The sequence below is a fragment of the Methylobacterium sp. J-001 genome, assembly GCF_022829565.1.
Lineage (GTDB): Bacteria > Pseudomonadota > Alphaproteobacteria > Rhizobiales > Beijerinckiaceae > Methylobacterium.
Genome location: NZ_JAKSYN010000089.1, coordinates 49,153 through 65,638, shown reverse-complemented (window position 1 = coordinate 65,638; position 16,486 = coordinate 49,153). Strand labels below are relative to the sequence as shown.

Sequence of the window (16,486 nt, the reverse complement as noted above, 5' to 3'; positions counted from 1 at the left end):
GGCGCGTCAGCGAGGAACCATGTCGGCCCGCGTCCTGATCGTCGACGACCTGTTCCCGAACGTGAAGCTTCTGGAGACGAAGCTCGGGCTCGAATATTTCGACACCGTCGCGGCCATGAACGGGCCGGACGCGATCGCGATCTGCGAGAAGGGCCTGTGCGACCTGGTCCTGCTCGACGTGATGATGCCCGGCATGGACGGGTTCGAGGTCTGCCGCTACCTCAAGAACAACCCGGTCACCGCCCACATCCCGGTGGTGATGGTCACGGCGCTGGACCAGCCCTCCGACCGCCTGCGCGGCCTCGATGCCGGTGCCGACGACTTCCTCACCAAGCCCGTGGACGACACCGCCCTGTTCAGCCGGGTGCGCAGCCTCGTGCGCCTCAAGGCGGTCACCGACGAATTGCGCCAGCGCGCGCTGGCGTCCCGCGAGTTCGGCATCGGCGATCCCCTGGCGCTCGCCACCGCGGAGACCGGCCTCGACGCCCGGATCCTGCTGGTCGAGGACCGGCCCGGCTCGGCCGAGCGCATGGCCGGGGCCCTGCGCCAGCACCACGCCGTCACGATCGAGCCCGACCCGCAGGCGGCGATGCGCCTGGCCGCCGAGGGCGGCTTCGACCTCGCCCTGGTGAGCCTGGACCTCGCGGGGTTCGACGGCCTGCGCCTGTGCAGCCAGCTCCGCTCCCTGGACAGCACCCGGGCCATGCCGCTGATCATGCTGGCCGAGGAGCACGACCGCGCCCGGGTGGTGCGCGGCCTCGATTTCGGGGTCCACGACTTCCTGATGCGCCCGGTGGACCGCAACGAGCTGATGGCCCGGGTCCGCACCCAGGTGAAGCGCAAGCGCTTCACCGAGGCCCTGCGGGGCGCCATGCAGGCCTCCCTGCAGCTCGCCGTCACCGACGCGCTCACCGGCCTGCACAACCGGCGCTATCTCGACAACCATCTCGGCGCGCTGTTTGCCGACGACACCGCCCGCCGCCCGGGGCTCGCCGCCCTGATCCTCGACATCGACCTGTTCAAGGGGATCAACGACAGCTACGGCCACGAAGCCGGCGACGAGGTGCTGCGCACCTTCGCCGAGCGGGTCCGCCAGCACACGCGGCCGGTGGACATCGTCGCCCGCTACGGCGGCGAGGAGATCGTGGTGGTCCTGCCGGAAGCCGGTTTGGCCGAGGCCCGGGCCATCGCCGAGCGTATCCGCGAGAAGGTCGAGGCGCTGCCGTTCTCGGTCCAGCGCGCCACCCGGACGATCCCGGTGACGGTCTCGATCGGCGTCGCCATCCGCCACCCGGAGGATACCGGCCCGGGCGACATGCTCAAGCGCGCCGACATCGCGTTGTATCGGGCCAAGGCTGCGGGGCGGAACCGGGTCGAGCAGCAGGCGGCTTGAAGGCTTACCCGTCATTGCGAGCGCAGCGAAGCAACCCAGGGCAGCACGCAATCCTCGATCGTAGCGAATCGCTGGGTCGCTTCGCTGCGCTCGCGATGACGGAGCCCACCATCGCACTGCGTCAAAACGCTCACCCGCCCTTAAGGATGAAATTCTAACCTCGCACCCGACATCGATCCGCGCCCCTGTCGCACAGGGCGCGGCAGAGGATCGGACGACGCGGATGGATATGCAGGTGCCGGCCCGGTCGGGGCGCGCGGCGAGCGAGCTGGAACAGCGCCGCCTGTGCAAGATCGCCTCCTCGCCGCACGCCTATGTCCGGGGCAGCACTGCGCATTTCTACGAGCTCATCGCCGCCATGCCGGCGGGATCCCTGCCGGAGGGGCCGCCGATCTGGATCTGCGGCGACGCGCATCTCGGCAATCTCGGCGCGGTGGCGGCCCCCGACGGGCGGATCGACATCCAGATCCGCGACCTCGACCAGACCCTGGTGTCGAACCCGGCCTTCGACCTCGTCCGGCTGTCCCTGTCGCTCGTCACCGCGGCGCTGAACGCGACCCTGCCGGGCATCGTCACCGCCCGGATGATGGACGCCATGGCGGTCGGCTACGCGGACGGGATCCTCGATCCGGATCAGGCCGAGCGGGGTGTCGCCGAATCCGAGATCGTCGCCACCACCCGGCGCCGGGCGCTCGGCCGGCGCTGGCGCCACCTGTCCCGGGAGCGTCTCAAGGGCAAGGATGCCCGCCTGCCGCGCGGCAACCGCTTCTTCGACTTGGACCCGGCCGAGCAGGAGGCGTTCGCGGCCCTGAGCCGCGACCCCGAGGTGCACCGGCTGGTCCTGGCGCTCGGCGGCGCCGAAGCCGGGGCGACGATCCGGCTGCTCGACGCCGCCTACTGGATCAAGGGCTGCAGCTCGCTCGGCCGTCTGCGCTATGCCGGGCTCGTGGAGATCTCCGGCGGCGCCCGCCCGCATCTCGCGCTCCTCGACGTGAAGGAGGCGGTGCCGTACCTCGCCCCGGCCGCCCCGGGGGCCGACATGCCCGCGGATGCGGCCGCCCGCGTCGTGGCCGGCGCCCGCGCCCTGTCGCCGAATCTGGGCGACCGGATGGTCGCCACCCATTTTCAGGGCACCCCGGTGACGGTCCGGGAGCTGATGCCGCAGGATCTCAAGATCGACGCCGAGCAGTTCTCCCGGAGCGAGGCCGTGCGGGTCTCCGGCCATCTCGCCGCCATCCTGGGCCGCGCCCACGGCCGACAAATGGGGGATGCCGACCGCCAGACCTGGAGCGACACCGTCCGCGCGCCGGGGCAGGGCGCCGACACCCCCGGCTGGCTCTGGTCCGCGGTCACCGACCTGATGGGCGCGCACCAGCGCGGCTACCTGGAGCATTGCCGCCGGATCGCCCGAGAGGACCTGGCGGCGTGATTGTTTGGGATTGGGCGGCCCGACCGCGTTGAACGCTGGCCCATCAACTCGACAATCTGTGCCGGTTTCCATCGCTACCGATTGTGCACGAAGGCCGGACCCGATCGCCTCTCCCCCCTCTGCGGGTTAGCGGCTTCACACATCCGGGTGGTTTTGAAGCAAGGCTCTGAAACACGACACGTTTTCCCCTCCCCCTTGTGGGGAGGGGTAGGGGTGGGGGTGGTGCAGGATCGAACGTTAAGGGTGCCTTCTGAGCCACCCCCACCTCCAACTCCTCCCCGCAAGGGGGAGGAGAGAGCGTCGCAAATCTCTCCGACGCACCCTCCCAACCCCACGACCGCAACCAGGCGGCCAAAAAATCCCGCCCGCACAGCATCGACGCAAAGCTGCTCGAACCCGGCGCCGGTTGACACCAAACCCGCCATCGCCAACACCTCGCGCCCGCCGCTTCCGGAGCGGCGAACCCGGGAAGACCTGTGACACGATGGCGGTGACGCGCACCTACCTCGACTTCGAGAAGCCGGTTGCCGAGCTGGAGGCCAAGCTCGAGGAATTGCGGGCGGTCGGCGAGCGCGACGGCGCCGTCTCGATCTCCGAAGAGGTCGGCCGGCTGGAGGCCAAGGCCGGCCAGGCCCTGGCCGAGATCTACGCGAGCCTCACGCCCTGGCAGAAGACCCAGGTGGCCCGCCACCCGCAGCGCCCGCATTTCGTGGATTACTGCGCCGGGCTGATCGCCGAATTCACGCCGCTCGCCGGCGACCGCAGCTTCGGCGAGGACGCCGCGATCCTGGGCGGCTTCGGCCGCTTCCGCGGGCGCCCGGTGCTGGTGCTCGGCCAGGAGAAGGGCGCCACCACCGAGGCGCGGCTGCGCCACAATTTCGGGATGGCCCGGCCCGAGGGCTACCGCAAGGCGGTCCGGCTGATGGAGACCGCCGACCGGTTCGGCCTGCCGGTGATCGCCTTCGTCGACACGGCCGGCGCCTATCCGGGCATCGAGGCCGAGGAGCGCGGCCAGGCCGAGGCCATCGCCCGCTCCACCGAGGCCTGCCTGGCGCTCGGCGTGCCCAACGTCGCCGTGGTGATCGGGGAGGGCGGCTCGGGCGGCGCCATTGCGCTCGCCACCGCCAACCGGGTGCTGATGCTGGAGCACGCGATCTACGGGGTGATCTCGCCCGAAGGTGCCGCCTCGATCCTGTGGCGCGACCAGGGCCGCGCCCACGAGGCCGCCACCGCCATGAAGATCACCGCCCAGGACCTGCTGCGGCTCGGCGTCATCGACGGCATCATCCCGGAGGCCACCGGCGGCGCGCATCGCGACCGCGAGGCGGCGATCCGGGGCGCAGGCGACGCCATCGCAGACGCGCTCGCCCAGTTCGAGGGCTTGAGCCCCGTGGAGATCCGCGACCGCCGCGCCGAAAAATTCCTCGCCATCGGCCGGACCCTGTGAGTCCGACGGCCGAAACGTTTGACGTTCGCGGCGTTCGGCGGTCGGCACGCGCGAATGCGCGTCGCCGCAGGCAAGCTTGCGCGGCCTGCGTACACTTGGCTGCGTGCGGCGGACCGCCCTGGAGGCGTCAGCCGCAAGGGCGAACGGTATGATGGCCCCGGGCGCGACGGGCGGCCTGCTGGGCGCCCTCGGGCGGCTCCTCGGGCGGCGCGACGCGCGCGAGCCGGGCGGGCACAACCACGTCTCGCTCGGCTGCAATTGCCAGATGGCGCACGTGCTCAAGACCCTGGACCTGCGTCACTGGTCCGGCCCGCTCGACTGGATCTTCTCCATGCCCGGCATGGTCCGGGACTGCCTGGATGACGATTTCGCCGCTCTCACCGACCGGGGCCAGCTCGAGAGCATCCCGGAGGCGGAGCGGCGCGGCCCCGATATCTGGCGCGGGCGCCACCGGCTCTACCGGGAGCGGCACGGGCTCGAATGCGTGTTCAACCACCACGACCCGGCGGCGAGCGAGGCGGATTACGCCTTCCTGACCGAGGGCGTGCGCCGCCTGCGCCAGGCCCTGGACACGCCCGGCACCCAGAACCGGCTGTGGATGATGACCCATCTGCACACGCCCCGGGAGACGGCCGAGGCGATCGACGACCTCCTCGGCCGCCGGGCGAGCCGCAACCACCTGACCTTCCTGCAGCTCCAGCCGGAGCATCCCGGGGTGGCGGTGGTGGAGGCCACCGACCTCCGGCCCACCTTGCGCTGGCTGACGATCCAGACCCGCTCGACCCCAGTCGGCCTGCGCCTTGCCGACCCGGCCGAGGACGCGCAGCTCGTGGCGATCATCCGCACCGAGGCGGCAAGGCGACCGATGGTGTTCGGCTGAGGGGGCGCCCGGTCTTCCCAAACCGCTGCCTCACCCCGCCTGAAACAACCGCGCCCCAACGAAATCCACGAAGGCGCGCAGCCGGGCCGACATGTGCCGCCCGGAGGGCCACAGGATCGAGAACTGGCCGGGATCTGTGAGGTACGGGTCTAGGATCCGGGTGAGGGCGCCCTCGCGCAGGGCCGACTCGGCCAGAAAGTCGGGCATGCAGCCGATGCCCAACCCGCCAATCGCGGCGGCGCGCAGGGCTTCCATGTTGTTGCAGGTGAGCGCGGTGGAGAGGCCTGCGGGCAGGGGCTCAGCGAGGGTCCAGTCCTGCAGCTTGCCGGAGCTGGGAAATCGGAAGCGCAGGGCCGCGTGCCCCACCAGCTCGGCCGGGCGCCGGGGCGTGCCGGCACGCTCCAGATAGGCCGGGGCAGCGCAAAGCACGAACCGGAACGGGCCGAGCCGCCGGGCCACCAGGCTCGAATCGACCAGGGTGCCGCTGCGGATCGCGGCGTCGACGCCGGCCTCCACCAGGTCGATCAGGCGATCGTTGAAATCGAGGTCCAGCTCGATCTCCGGATAGCGTCTCTGGAAGTCCGGCAGCACCGGTAGCAAGAAGCGGTAGCCGATGATCGGCAGGCTGATCCGCAGGATGCCGCGCGGCGCGAGCCGGCTCTGGGTGACCAGCGCCTCGGCCTCGCGAAGGTCGTCCAGGATCCCCCGGCAGCGCGCCTGGAGCAGGGCGCCCTCCTCCGTGAGCGAGACCCGCCGCGTCGTCCGATGGAACAGGCGCACGCCGAGTTCCGCTTCGAGCCGCGCCACGGCCTTGCCCACCGCCGAGGCCGACAGGCGCAGATCGCGCCCCGCCTCGACGAAGCTCAGCCGCTCCGCCGTCCGCACGAAGGCCGCGATATCGCCGAGGCTGTCCATGCCATGAGATTAGAGCGCATCGGTCCGGAATGACAGGACGAACGGCGCGATTAACGGTGACCACGCCGCAAGCGAAGGTGAGGCGTGGGTCCGAGGGCGACCTGCCGGGCTGGGTTTCGAACTCACGACATCGGCAGCAAGCCATTGAGACGCCGCGTTTTCCCCCGCCCCGCAAGGGGGCAGGAGAGCCCGTCGCGTCCAGCCATACGCGAAGCCCGCAGGAACGGAGCCGATCCATGCCCGACTCGCCACCTCCCGCCCACGCGGGCGACCCGCTGGTCCTGGGGGCGGTGTGCCTCGCCGCCTTGATCCTGCCGCTGAGCTTCTCGGCCGGGGCGGTGGCGACCCCGGCTATCGGGCGCGAGCTCGGCGGCTCGCCCGAGGCGCTGACCTGGATCACGAACGGCTTCATGCTAACCTTCGGCAGCCTGCTGATGGCGGCCGGGACCCTGGCCGACCGCTACGGCCGCCGGCGCGTCTTCACGGTGGGTGTCGCGATCGTCACCGGGTTTTCCCTGGCGCTTGGCCTCGCGCCTTCGGTCTGGCTGATCGACCTGCTGCGGGCCGGGCAGGGCGTCGGCGCTGCGGCGGCGCTGGCAGGCGGCACCGCCGCCCTGGCCCAGGAATTCGATGGCCACGGCCGCACCCGGGCCTTCAGCCTGCTCGGGACCACCTTCGGCATCGGCCTGGCCTTCGGGCCGATCGTCACCGGCGCCCTGATCGTCGGCACCGGTTGGCGCGCGATCTTTTGGGTGGGGGCGCTGGTGGGCAGCGCCGCGCTCGTGCTCGGACCGCCGCGGATGCGCGAGACCCGCGACCCGCAAGCCCGCAGCCTCGATTGGCCCGGGACGGTGAGCTTCACCGCCATGCTCACAACCCTGACGGTGGCGGTGATCGAGGCGCCGGGCCTCGGCTGGCATAGCCTGGCGCTGGGCGGGCTGCTCGCCGCCGCCGCGCTGCTCCTCGCAGCCTTCGCAATCATCGAGACCCGCGCCGCCCGGCCGATGCTCGACCTCCGCCTGTTCCGCTACCGGCGCTTCGTCGGCGTGCAGATGCTGCCGGTGGCGACCTGCGCGGGCTTCGTCGTGCTGCTGGTGCTCCTGCCCCTGCGCTTCATCGGCATCGAGGGCCGGAGCGAGATGGAGGCCGGGCTGCTGATGCTGGCGCTCTCGGCGCCGATGCTGGTCGTCCCGATGCTGGCCGCCGCGCTGGTAAGGCGCGTCCCGCCCGGCCTGCTTTCGGGCTTCGGCCTGCTGGTGGCGGCAATCGGCCTCGTCTGGCTGGGCTTCACCGAGATCGGCAGCCGCGCGGTGCTGGCGCCGATGCTGCTCATCGGCCTCGGCAGCGGCCTGCCCTGGGGCCTGATGGACGGCTTGTCGGTCGCCGTCGTACCCCAGGAGCGCGCCGGCATGGCGGCGGGCATCTTCGGAACGGTCCGGGTCGCCGGCGAGGGCGTGGCGCTCGCCCTGGTCAGCGCAGCGCTCGCCGGCTTGGTCGCGGCCGAGCTGCGCCGGATCCCGGGCCTGCCCGACGCATCCCTCGCGCAGGCGGGCCAGCGCCTGGCGGTGGGAAACCCGGACGGCGCCCGGGCGCTGCTGCCGGGTCTCGACGCGGCCACCCTGTCCCAGGCCTACCAGGCGGCCTTCACCACCCTGTCCTGGACCCTGGCCGCCGTGACGGCCGCCTGCGCCGTGGCGGTGCTCGGTCTGCTCGCGGCGCCAAGGGACGAATCGGCCGACATTGGCGTGACGGGTGGTGCGGGTTCCTGAAGCCGTCGCTCAGCTCCCACGCATCCGCTCCGCCAAAAAGTCGACCAGCACCCGCACCCGGGCCGGCAGGCCTGCGCCGCCCACGAACACCGCGTGGATCGCCTCGCGGTCCTGGGGGTTGAACGGCTCCAGGAGCGGCACCAGCCGGCCGGCGGCGAGGTCGTCGGCGATGTGGAAGGTCCCGACCCGGGTGATGCCGACGCCGCCGAGGGCGAGCTGCACCAGGGTCTCGCCGTTGTTGGCCGCGATCGTGCCGCGCACCGGCAGGATGAAGTCGCGCCCCGCTTCGCGGAACGGCCAGCCGGGCTCGCTCCGGCGGAAGGTGAAGTCCAGGCAGTTGTGCTCGGCGAGGTCGGCCGGGCGGCGCGGGGTCCCGGCCCGGTCGAGATAGGCGGGGGCGGCCACCACGGTCCTTCCGGTCTCGCCAAGCCGCCGGGCGGTGAGCGGGCTGTCGGCCAGGGGGCCGAACCGGATGCCGATATCGGCCCGCCCGCCGAGCACGTCGGCGATCTCGTCGCTCAGGTCGATCTCGACCACGATGCCGGGATGGCGGGCCGCGAACGCCCCGAGCAGCGGCACGATCACCAGCCGGCCATGGGCGGTGGCGGCGCTGACCCGGACGCGCCCGCGCGGGCAGCCCCGGTCGGACAGCGCGGTCTCGGTCTCCGCGAGATCGGCCAGGATGCGCCGTGCCGCGCGCCCGTAGGTCTCGCCCTCGGCGGTGAGGCGCAGGGTCCGGGTCGTCCGGACGAGGAGTTGCACGCCGAGGCGCGCCTCGATCCGGGCGACGACCCGGCTCACCGCCGAGGGCGTCAGCCCGAGCCGGCGCGCCGCCCCCGACAGGCTGCCGGCCTCCGCCACCGCCACGAACACGGCCATGTCCCCGGCGCGGTCGGCCCTGTCGCGCAGCATTCGTGCCTCCGACGCACAGATCTTGGTCCCACGCGTGGACTACTCCCCGCACGCCGAATCCGCCACGTGCGGTTCCGGAACAACCGGAGAGCCCTCATGGCGATCAATCCTCCCCTGCTGGCCCTGGCGGTCGGCGCCTTCGGCATCGGCGTCACGGAATTCACCCCGATGGGCATGCTGCCGCTCATCGCCGGGGATCTCGGCGTCTCGATTCCCGCGGCCGGCCTCGTGGTCAGCGCCTACGCGCTGGGGGTGCTGGTCGGCGCGCCGCTGATGACCCTCGCCTCGGTGCGCATACCCCGCCGCCGGCTGCTGGTCGGGCTGATGGCGATCTTCACCCTCGGCAACCTTCTGGCCGCCATCTCGGACAGCTACGCCATGCTTGTCGTGGCACGCCTCGTCACGGCGCTGAACCACGGGGCGTTCTTCGGGATCGGCTCGGTGGTTGCCGCCGGGATCGTGCAGCCGGAGCGCCGGGCCGCCGCGGTGGCGTCGATGTTCTCCGGGCTCGCGATCGCGACGATCGGCGGTGTGCCGCTCGCCGCCTGGATCGGCGAGATCCTGGGCTGGCGCGCGGCGTTCTGGGGCATCGCGGCCATCGGCGCGGTCGCCATGCTGGCCCTGCGCCTGGCTTTGCCCGAGCTGAAGGCCGATCCCGTAGCCGACCTGCGGGCGGAGGTACGCGCGCTCGGCCACGGGCCGGTACTCGCCGCCCTGGCGCTCACCGTTGTGGGCTTCAGCGCGATGTTCACGCTGTTCACCTACGTCGTGCCGATCCTGCGGATCGAGACCGGCGCGACGAGCCTGTTCGTGACGGCGATGCTGGTGCTCTTCGGGATCGGCCTCACCATCGGCAACTGGCTGGGGGGCCGCCTCGCCGACCGCTCGGTGGACGGCACGATCATCGGCTCCCTGGCAGCCCAGATCGCCATCCTGGTGCTGTTCGCCTGGGGCATGCACGGGGAGGCGCCGGCCGCGGTGCTGATCGTCCTCTGGGGCGTTGCGAGCTTCGCCATCGTGCCCCCGCTCCAGATGCGGGTCATGGATGAAGCCCGCGCGGCGCCCAACCTCGCATCGGCGATGAATATCGGCGCGTTCAACCTCGGCAACGCCATCGGGGCGGCTGTGGGCGGCGGCGTGATCGATGCCGGGCTCGGCTACAGAACGGTGCCGCTCGCGGGCGCCGCCATGGCGGCGCTGGGGCTCGCCTTCCTGCTGTGGCTGCGCCGGGACGGACGGGTGCGGGCCACCCCGGCGGCGAGCTGCGGATAACGGATTCGGTCCGTCGGCCTTGGCCGCAAGAGCCTGAACCACCACGCTTTCCCTCCCCCCTTTGCGGGGGAGGGTGGCCCCCGAAGGGGGTCGGGAGAGGGGAGCGCCGTTTCCGGACAGGGCGCGACGAGCGCGAGATCCTGAACCGTCGCGCTGCCCCTCTCCCGACCCGGCCTGACGGCCGGCCCACCCTCCCCCGCAGAGGGGGGGAGGGAGCGCGCGCATGTTCGCCGCGGCCCTCATCCCCATCCCGCGAAGACGGGTGAACTGCGTCGTATCCACCGCTCAGAGCCGTGCAGTGTTGCGTCCGGGCGCTTGCGGTAACAAAGGCGCAAGCTTAACGAGCCTATTGGGTTGGGGAGTGGCCCCCGAGGTCGGCTATCAAAAGGCCGCCGGGGGCACGAAGACGACGAGGTTCCCCATGACGGCGCGTCTCGCGACTGCGCGACTGCTGGCGGCCGCTTCCCTGCTGGCTCTGGCGCTGGCCGGCTGCCAGGACGGTTCCGGGATCAACGGGCCGACCGCGCGCAGCATCGCGCCGATCGCCCCCCAGACGCTCGCCCTGATGCAGTCCAAGGGCATGCAGCAATCCGACCCGATCCTGATCCGCGCCTACAAGAAGGAAGCGGAGATGGAGGTCTGGAAGCGCGGCAGCGACGGTCGCTACGCCCTGCTGAAGACCTACCCGATCTGCCGCTGGTCCGGCCAGCTCGGGCCGAAGGTCCGCGAGGGCGACCGGCAGGCGCCGGAGGGGTTCTACACGATCACCCCGGGCCTGATGAACCCGAACTCGTCGTACTACCTCTCGTTCGATACCGGCTTCCCGAATGCCGTCGACCGGGCCAACGGCCGCACCGGCCGCTACCTGATGGTCCACGGCACCTGCTCGTCGGCGGGCTGCTTCGCCATGACCGATGCCACCATCGCGGAGATCTACGCGGTGGCGCGCGAGGCGTTCATCGGCGGCCAGCGCAGCTTCCAGTTCCAGTCCTACCCGTTCCGGATGACGGCCCAGAACATGGCCAAGTTCCGCAACGACCCGAACATGCCGTTCTGGCAGAATCTCAAGGAGGGCTCGGACTATTTCGAGGCCCTGCGCGAGGAGCCGAAGGTCGGCCAGTGCGGCACCCGATACGTGTTCGGCGGCTCGGACGCGGCGGCCGGCGCGTGCAAGCCGCGGGTCGACCCGCAGGTGGCCGAGAAGCGCGCGCACGACGAGCGCGAGGTGGCGGAGCTCGTCGCCAAGGGCACCCCGGCGGTGCGGGTGGTCTATCAGGATGGCGGCCAGAACCCGGTGTTCCGCCCGCCCGCCAACACCAGCGCCTTCGCGAGTCTGGGCGGCACCGAGACGGTGCTGCCCTACGACGCGAAGGAGTTCGGCCGGCACAATCTCGGCGACGTCAGCCGCCCCGAGACCCTGGCGGCCGGGCCGGAGGAGATCGAGATCGGTCCGAAGGTGCAGCCGACCCTGATGGCCGCCGCCGCGCCGGCGTCCGCCAAGGCGACCGCGAAGGCCGGCCGGGGACAGCAGAAGCCCGCCGCCACGACCCTCATGGCGAATCGGTCCGAGCCGGAGCTTCGGGTCGAGACCACCGCATCGGTCGGCGAGAAGCCGGCCCGGATCGCCGTGGCCGATGCCGACGGCGATCCGAGCAGCTACCAGAAGCTTCTGGGCACGCTGTTCGACAAGGAGAAGCCGGCCCCCGCCACCCCGGCGGTGGATGCCACTGTGGTGCCCGAGCCGGTCAAGCTCGCGCACGCGGCCGAGAAGGTCGCCCCGAAGGCGGCGGCCAAGCCGCATGCGGTGAAGACCGCCAAGGTCGAGGCCAAGGCCGAAACCAAGCCCGACGTGAAGCCCGCCCTGCGCAAAGGCGAGCCGGACGCCAAGGCCAAGCCGTAGGGCTTCAGACCAGCGGCCGGTCGCGGTTCATCAGCCACAGGGCGTGGACCGTGCCGGGCAGCCAGCCGAGCACCCAGAGCAGGATGTTCAGCAGGAACTGCACGCCGAAGCCGGTGGTGACGAGCACCGCCACCGGCGGGATGAAGATCGCGAGCAGGATACGGACGAGGGTCGACACGGGCACTCCGGGGCTCAGAACCTGAGGGATCCCGGCTCAAACGAAGCGCGCCCGTGTCCGTTCCCGTGGGGGTGCCGTGCGGCTTAGGCCGCCCTGCCCGTCATTCCGGGGCCGCGCCGCGGAGCCCGGAATCCAGATCCGCCACGGCGTCCGAAAGAGATCGGAGTTCTGCTGCTCGATCCTGCAATCGCGGAGTTTCTGGATTCCGGGCTCACCTGCGGCGCCCCGGGATGACGGGTCGGCATCGGTCTGCCTTCTTGAGGAACGAGACTACGCTCAGCGTGCCGGCGAAGGAGGACGATTCCAACCCGTGTCACCCGCTGCGGCGAGGGGAAGGGGAGTTCGAAGGGCTGGGTGGACGGGGCGTCGATCTCGGACAGGGCGCCCGCGAGGATCACCGGCATCCGGAGCAGCGCACATGCACGAAGCAGCCGTGCGGACGGCTCCGGAATGCTGGCAGGCACGCGGTTGCTTCGCTGCACGCGCAATGACGGGCAGGGCGCAGTGAGCGCCGCGCCCCCCGAAAAGAAATCAGTTCTTCGTCGGCGGCGTCGTCGCGCCGGGGACGTTGATCGCCTGCTTCTCCGGGTTCTTCACCTGGCTGTAGGCGACGTTGGAGAAGGTGCCGATCACCGCGGGCCAGCTCGGGTTGGCGTATTGCGGGTCGTCGCGGCCGACCTTGCAGAAGGCCGTGGTCAGGGCGTTCACCACATCGTCGTCGTTGGCGCCCGTGTTGGCGGCCTTCACCTGGGGCACCAGGCGGACCAGCGTCGGCACGAAATCCTGCTGCTTCAGCCCGGTCAGCGTCGCCGAGACGCCGATCTGGTAGAAGGCGGCCTTGAGCTTGTCCTGCTCGATCTCGGCGCAGGGGGCCGTGCCGGACAGCATGGTCTTGGTGGCGGCCCGGGCCGCGGAGGCCTTGTCGCCGGTCACCGGCGGCGCCTTGTTGCCCCAGGAATTGCGGATGTAGTCGGTGACGTTCCGCACCTCGACATCGGTCATCTGCTGGCCGATCGCCACCATCGGCGCGAGGCCGCTCTGGGCGGCCAGACCGCCATAGATCACCCGCAGCACCGTCTCGGGGCCGTCCGACATCACCGAGGTGTTGCCCGCGAGCGCCGGCACCGCGCCCTCGATGCCCTTGCCGTCGGGCTGGTGGCAGGAGGAGCAGTAGGTCAGGTAGGTGGAGGCGCCGGGGGCACCGGGGGTGTCGAAGGCGGCGAGATCCTTCGGCTTGTAGGTCTGCTTGGCCGGGACCGTGCGCAGGTAGGCGACCATCGCCTTGAGGTCCTCCTCCTTCACCTTGGAGAGGGATTCCATGATGGTCTGGCGCATCGGGCCGGCGGCGACGCCGGGGCGGTCGCCCGGGGCGGTGCCGGTCTTGAGGTAGGTCACCACCTGCTCGTCGGTCCAGGCGCCGATGCCCTGGTGGCCGTCCGGGGTGATGTTGGGGGCGTACCAGCCGTCGATCACGCCGCCGCCGAAGCGGCCCGCGAAGCTCGAATTGCCGACGAGCTTGTTCTCGTTGTGGCACATGGCGCAGTGGCCCAGGCCCTCGACCAGATAGGCGCCGCGATTCACCTCGGCGCTGGCATTCGGGTCGGGCTTGAAGCGCTCGTCCGTGAAGAAGGCGGTCCGCCACGTCACCAGCGCGGTGCGGACGCTGAACGGGAACGGGATCTGGCTCTCCTGGCGCTTCTCGTTCACCGCCGGGACCGATTGCAGGTAGGCCCAGATCGCCTTGGTGTCGTCGTCGGTGACCTTGGTGAACCAGCCGAACGGGAAGGCCGGGTAGAGATAGCCGACGTTCTTGCTGTAGCCGTGCCGGAACGCCTTATCGAAATCCTCGTAGCTCCAGTTGCCGAGCCCGGTCTCCTTGTCGGGGGTCAGGTTGGGGGTCATGATCACCCCGAACGGCATGTTGAGCGCGTAATTGCCGGCCAGGAACTTGCCGCCCGGGGCGGTGTGGCAGGCGGCGCAATCGCCCATGGTCACGAGGTACTTGCCGCGCTCGACCGGGTCGGACGCGTCCTGCGCCAGGGCCGGGAACGCGAGCAGCAGGCCCGCCAGGATCGGGGCGGACGATGCTCTAAGGTTTTGCGCAGGCATCATCTTTTTCCGAAGGCCGGGGATTACCTTCCGGGATGATGCTCTAAGCTGCATGACCACATCTCCCGGGTTGCGTTTATAGTTGTTACAAGGTGACACCGCGCGTGAACGCGTCCGTTTGCGGCGTTGTTCCGGCGGGCGGGGGGCTGCGGCGTTGCGTCCGAGCGGCGCGCAGGCGCAACGTCAGATCCGCCAGATGGGCCAGAAGCCCCGCGAGCATCCATCCGGCGACCACCGGCCAGACGGCCCCGGTGAGGGCGGCGCGCAGGGCCAGCATCAGGGCCGCCCCGGAGGCGAGGTTGGCCAGGAGCGGCGCCCGGGCCAGGCCCCGGCTCCGGGCCAGCCAGGCGAGCAGCAGCGCCTCGGCCGCGACTAGCACCAGGATCGCGTCGACAATCCGGCCCGAGGCGAACAGCGCCTCCATCAGGCCAGCCCCCGGAACGGCGCGTTGAGCCGCACGATCCGGAGGTTCAGGCAGGCGGCGACGCTGACCCAGGCGAGATAGGGCAGGTTCATCAGCCCGGCCGCGATCGAGACCCGGCCGGTGACCAGCACCAGCACGGCGATCGACAGCCACAGGGCCGCGACCTCGGCCAGCGCCCAGTCGGGCCGGCGGAACCGGAAGAACAGCACGCTCCAGGCGATGTTGAGCACGCCGTTCACCGCGTAGGCGGCGACCAGCAGCAGCCGGGCGGTGGGATCGGGATCGCGGTTCCAGACCATCACGGCGGCGATGGTGGTGAGCAGGAAGATGGTGGTCCAGACCGGCCCGAACGCCCAGTCCGGCGGCTTCCAGGACGGGAACCGCAGGTGCCGGTACCAGCCATCCGTCTTGGTCGCGACGGCGCCCGCGACCGCGACCAGGATCGCCGCCACGGCGGCCACGGCCGGCGGCCCCCAGCCCTCGGACCCCAAAAGAGTCACGGGGAGACCCAGCGGAACAGGTGGGCGAGGTCCTTGAAGAAGATCCGCGCGTGGGCGGCGGGTTTCGCCCGGACCAGCTCCTTGTTCATGTAGCTGTCCCAGGTGAGCTGCTGGACGTCCTTGTCCCGGCAGATCGAGACGAAGCGTTCGCGCAGGCCGTCGCTGCGGTACCAGACCCACTGCATGATCCCGAGGATCCAGAACACGCGGCCGTGCAGCTTCATGAACTGTTTCCGCGCGCCCGCGAGCGCCCGGACATCCCCGGTGGCCAGGAAGCTCTTGGCCGCCTCCGCCGAGAGCTGGCCGCCGAGCATCGCGTAGTAGATGCCCTCGCCGGAGGCCGGGGCGACGACGCCGGCGGCGTCGCCCGCCAGCAGCACGTCGCGGCCGTTGTCCCAGCGCTTGAGGGGCTTCAGCGGCAGGGGCGCGCCCTCCCGCCGGATGGTCTCGGCGCCGTCGAGGCCGGTGGCGACCCGCAGCGCCCGGATCGAGGAGCGCAGGGAAAACCCCTTCTTGGCGCTGCCGGTGCCGATGCTGGCGGTGTCCCCGTGCGGGAAGATCCAGCTGTAGAAATCCGGCGAGTGCCGGCCCTGGTAATAGACGTCGCAGCGGGCAGCATCGACCGCGCCGCCGCCCGGCGCATCGGGGGCCGGCACCCGGACGATCTCGTGATAGGCGAAGACCTGCTTCATCCGGTCGTGGCCCGGCACCTCGGCCCGGCCCACCGGCGAGCAGGCCCCGTCGGCGCCGATCACCAGCCGCGCCCGGACCGTGTAGCGGGCCTGGGCCTCGCCCTTGCCGGTGGTGAAGTGGACCAGCGTCGAGCCGTCATCCGTCCGGGTGATCTTGTCATACGCCGCTTCGCGCAGGTCGGCGCCGGCCTCCTCGGCGCGGGTGCGCAGCCAGGGGTCGAAATGCTGGCGGTCGACCATGCCGACGAAGCCCTCGCCCACCGGCATGTCCACGGCCTTGCCGCTCGGCGCCACCATCCGGGCGGAGCGAATCTTTGCGACCAGCAGCGCGTCGGGAATCGCGAAGTCGCGGATCAGCCGGGGCGGGATCGCGCCGCCGCAGGGCTTGATCCGCCCGGGCTTGTCGAGGAGCAGCACCGCGTGCCCGGCCCGGGCCAGCTCGGTCGCCGCCGTGGCCCCCGCGGGACCGCCGCCGACCACAACGACGTCGTAGGAAACGTCGGCACCGCGCATTTTCCCCTCCCCCTTGCGGGGAGGGGTCAGGGGTGGGGGTGGTGCAAGATCGAACGTTACGGTGCCTTCTGAGCCATCCCCACCTCCAGCGCCTCCCCGCAAGGGGGAGGAGAGCGCGTCGCGGCCTTCACCACCATCAACCAACCGAGCCAT

The 16,486-nt window shown here is 71.2% G+C and carries 14 protein-coding genes; 7 read left to right on the top strand and 7 right to left on the bottom strand.

The features are described from left to right. The first annotated feature begins 19 nt into the window (after nucleotides 1–19). From MKK65_RS09635 to MKK65_RS09620, 4 genes are all read left to right on the top strand, one after another. On the top strand, nucleotides 20–1,393 hold the full coding sequence (locus tag MKK65_RS09635; RefSeq protein ID WP_243957317.1) for a PleD family two-component system response regulator: 1,374 nt from the start codon (nucleotides 20–22) through the stop codon (nucleotides 1,391–1,393). Nucleotides 1,394–1,616: 223 nt separating this feature from the next. Further along, the gene (locus MKK65_RS09630; RefSeq protein WP_243957315.1) at nucleotides 1,617–2,822 is read left to right on the top strand and encodes a DUF2252 family protein; all 1,206 of its coding nucleotides are present in this window, start codon (nucleotides 1,617–1,619) and stop codon (nucleotides 2,820–2,822) included. 484 nt (nucleotides 2,823–3,306) lie between these two features. Continuing rightward, complete coding sequence (locus MKK65_RS09625; RefSeq protein WP_243957313.1) at nucleotides 3,307–4,269, top strand: acetyl-CoA carboxylase carboxyltransferase subunit alpha; 963 nt, start codon at nucleotides 3,307–3,309, stop codon at nucleotides 4,267–4,269. Between the two features lie 148 nt (nucleotides 4,270–4,417). Continuing rightward, entirely contained in the window at nucleotides 4,418–5,149 is a 732-nt protein-coding gene (locus MKK65_RS09620) for a DUF1796 family putative cysteine peptidase (protein WP_243957311.1), read from the top strand. 30 nt (nucleotides 5,150–5,179) lie between these two features. Here the strand turns inward: MKK65_RS09620 and MKK65_RS09615 are convergent, their stop codons facing one another. Then, the gene (locus tag MKK65_RS09615; RefSeq protein ID WP_243957309.1) at nucleotides 5,180–6,064 is read right to left on the bottom strand and encodes a LysR family transcriptional regulator; all 885 of its coding nucleotides are present in this window, start codon (nucleotides 6,062–6,064) and stop codon (nucleotides 5,180–5,182) included. Nucleotides 6,065–6,300: 236 nt separating this feature from the next. On the opposite strand from MKK65_RS09615, the gene MKK65_RS09610 reads away from it, so the two are divergent. Next, nucleotides 6,301–7,833: an MFS transporter gene (locus tag MKK65_RS09610; protein WP_243957307.1), complete on the top strand. Its 1,533-nt coding sequence runs from the start codon at nucleotides 6,301–6,303 to the stop codon at nucleotides 7,831–7,833. A gap of 9 nt (nucleotides 7,834–7,842) precedes the next feature. On the opposite strand, the gene MKK65_RS09605 is transcribed toward MKK65_RS09610, so the two are convergent. Then, nucleotides 7,843–8,745 carry a LysR family transcriptional regulator gene (locus MKK65_RS09605; protein ID WP_243957305.1) on the bottom strand — a complete coding sequence of 301 codons (903 nt, stop codon included), beginning with the start codon at nucleotides 8,743–8,745 and terminating at the stop codon, nucleotides 7,843–7,845. A gap of 96 nt (nucleotides 8,746–8,841) precedes the next feature. Here MKK65_RS09605 and MKK65_RS09600 point away from each other — a divergent pair, with 96 nt between their 5' ends. Both MKK65_RS09600 and MKK65_RS09595 read left to right on the top strand, forming a co-directional pair. Then, nucleotides 8,842–10,017 (top strand): MFS transporter, encoded by a 1,176-nt coding sequence (locus tag MKK65_RS09600; RefSeq protein WP_243957303.1) that lies wholly within the window; start codon nucleotides 8,842–8,844, stop codon nucleotides 10,015–10,017. A 421-nt stretch (nucleotides 10,018–10,438) separates the two neighbouring features. Then, the gene (locus tag MKK65_RS09595) at nucleotides 10,439–11,917 is read left to right on the top strand and encodes a murein L,D-transpeptidase family protein (protein WP_243957301.1); all 1,479 of its coding nucleotides are present in this window, start codon (nucleotides 10,439–10,441) and stop codon (nucleotides 11,915–11,917) included. Nucleotides 11,918–11,921: 4 nt separating this feature from the next. Here the strand turns inward: MKK65_RS09595 and MKK65_RS09590 are convergent, their stop codons facing one another. From MKK65_RS09590 to MKK65_RS09570, 5 genes are all read right to left on the bottom strand, one after another. Further along, nucleotides 11,922–12,095 carry a YqaE/Pmp3 family membrane protein gene (locus tag MKK65_RS09590; protein ID WP_082643446.1) on the bottom strand — a complete coding sequence of 58 codons (174 nt, stop codon included), beginning with the start codon at nucleotides 12,093–12,095 and terminating at the stop codon, nucleotides 11,922–11,924. A 531-nt stretch (nucleotides 12,096–12,626) separates the two neighbouring features. Further along, entirely contained in the window at nucleotides 12,627–14,204 is a 1,578-nt protein-coding gene (locus MKK65_RS09585; RefSeq protein ID WP_409565389.1) for a cytochrome c, read from the bottom strand. An 85-nt stretch (nucleotides 14,205–14,289) separates the two neighbouring features. Then, complete coding sequence (locus tag MKK65_RS09580) at nucleotides 14,290–14,628, bottom strand: hypothetical protein (RefSeq protein WP_058194947.1); 339 nt, start codon at nucleotides 14,626–14,628, stop codon at nucleotides 14,290–14,292. After that, a complete protein-coding gene (locus MKK65_RS09575) occupies nucleotides 14,628–15,128 on the bottom strand; it encodes a TspO/MBR family protein (protein ID WP_243957297.1) in 501 nt (166 codons plus the stop codon). The genes MKK65_RS09580 and MKK65_RS09575 overlap by 1 nt, the downstream gene beginning before the upstream one ends. After that, nucleotides 15,125–16,333 carry a geranylgeranyl diphosphate reductase gene (locus tag MKK65_RS09570; protein ID WP_243957295.1) on the bottom strand — a complete coding sequence of 403 codons (1,209 nt, stop codon included), beginning with the start codon at nucleotides 16,331–16,333 and terminating at the stop codon, nucleotides 15,125–15,127. Before MKK65_RS09570 ends, MKK65_RS09575 begins: the two co-directional genes overlap by 4 nt. Nucleotides 16,334–16,486: the final 153 nt, after the last annotated feature.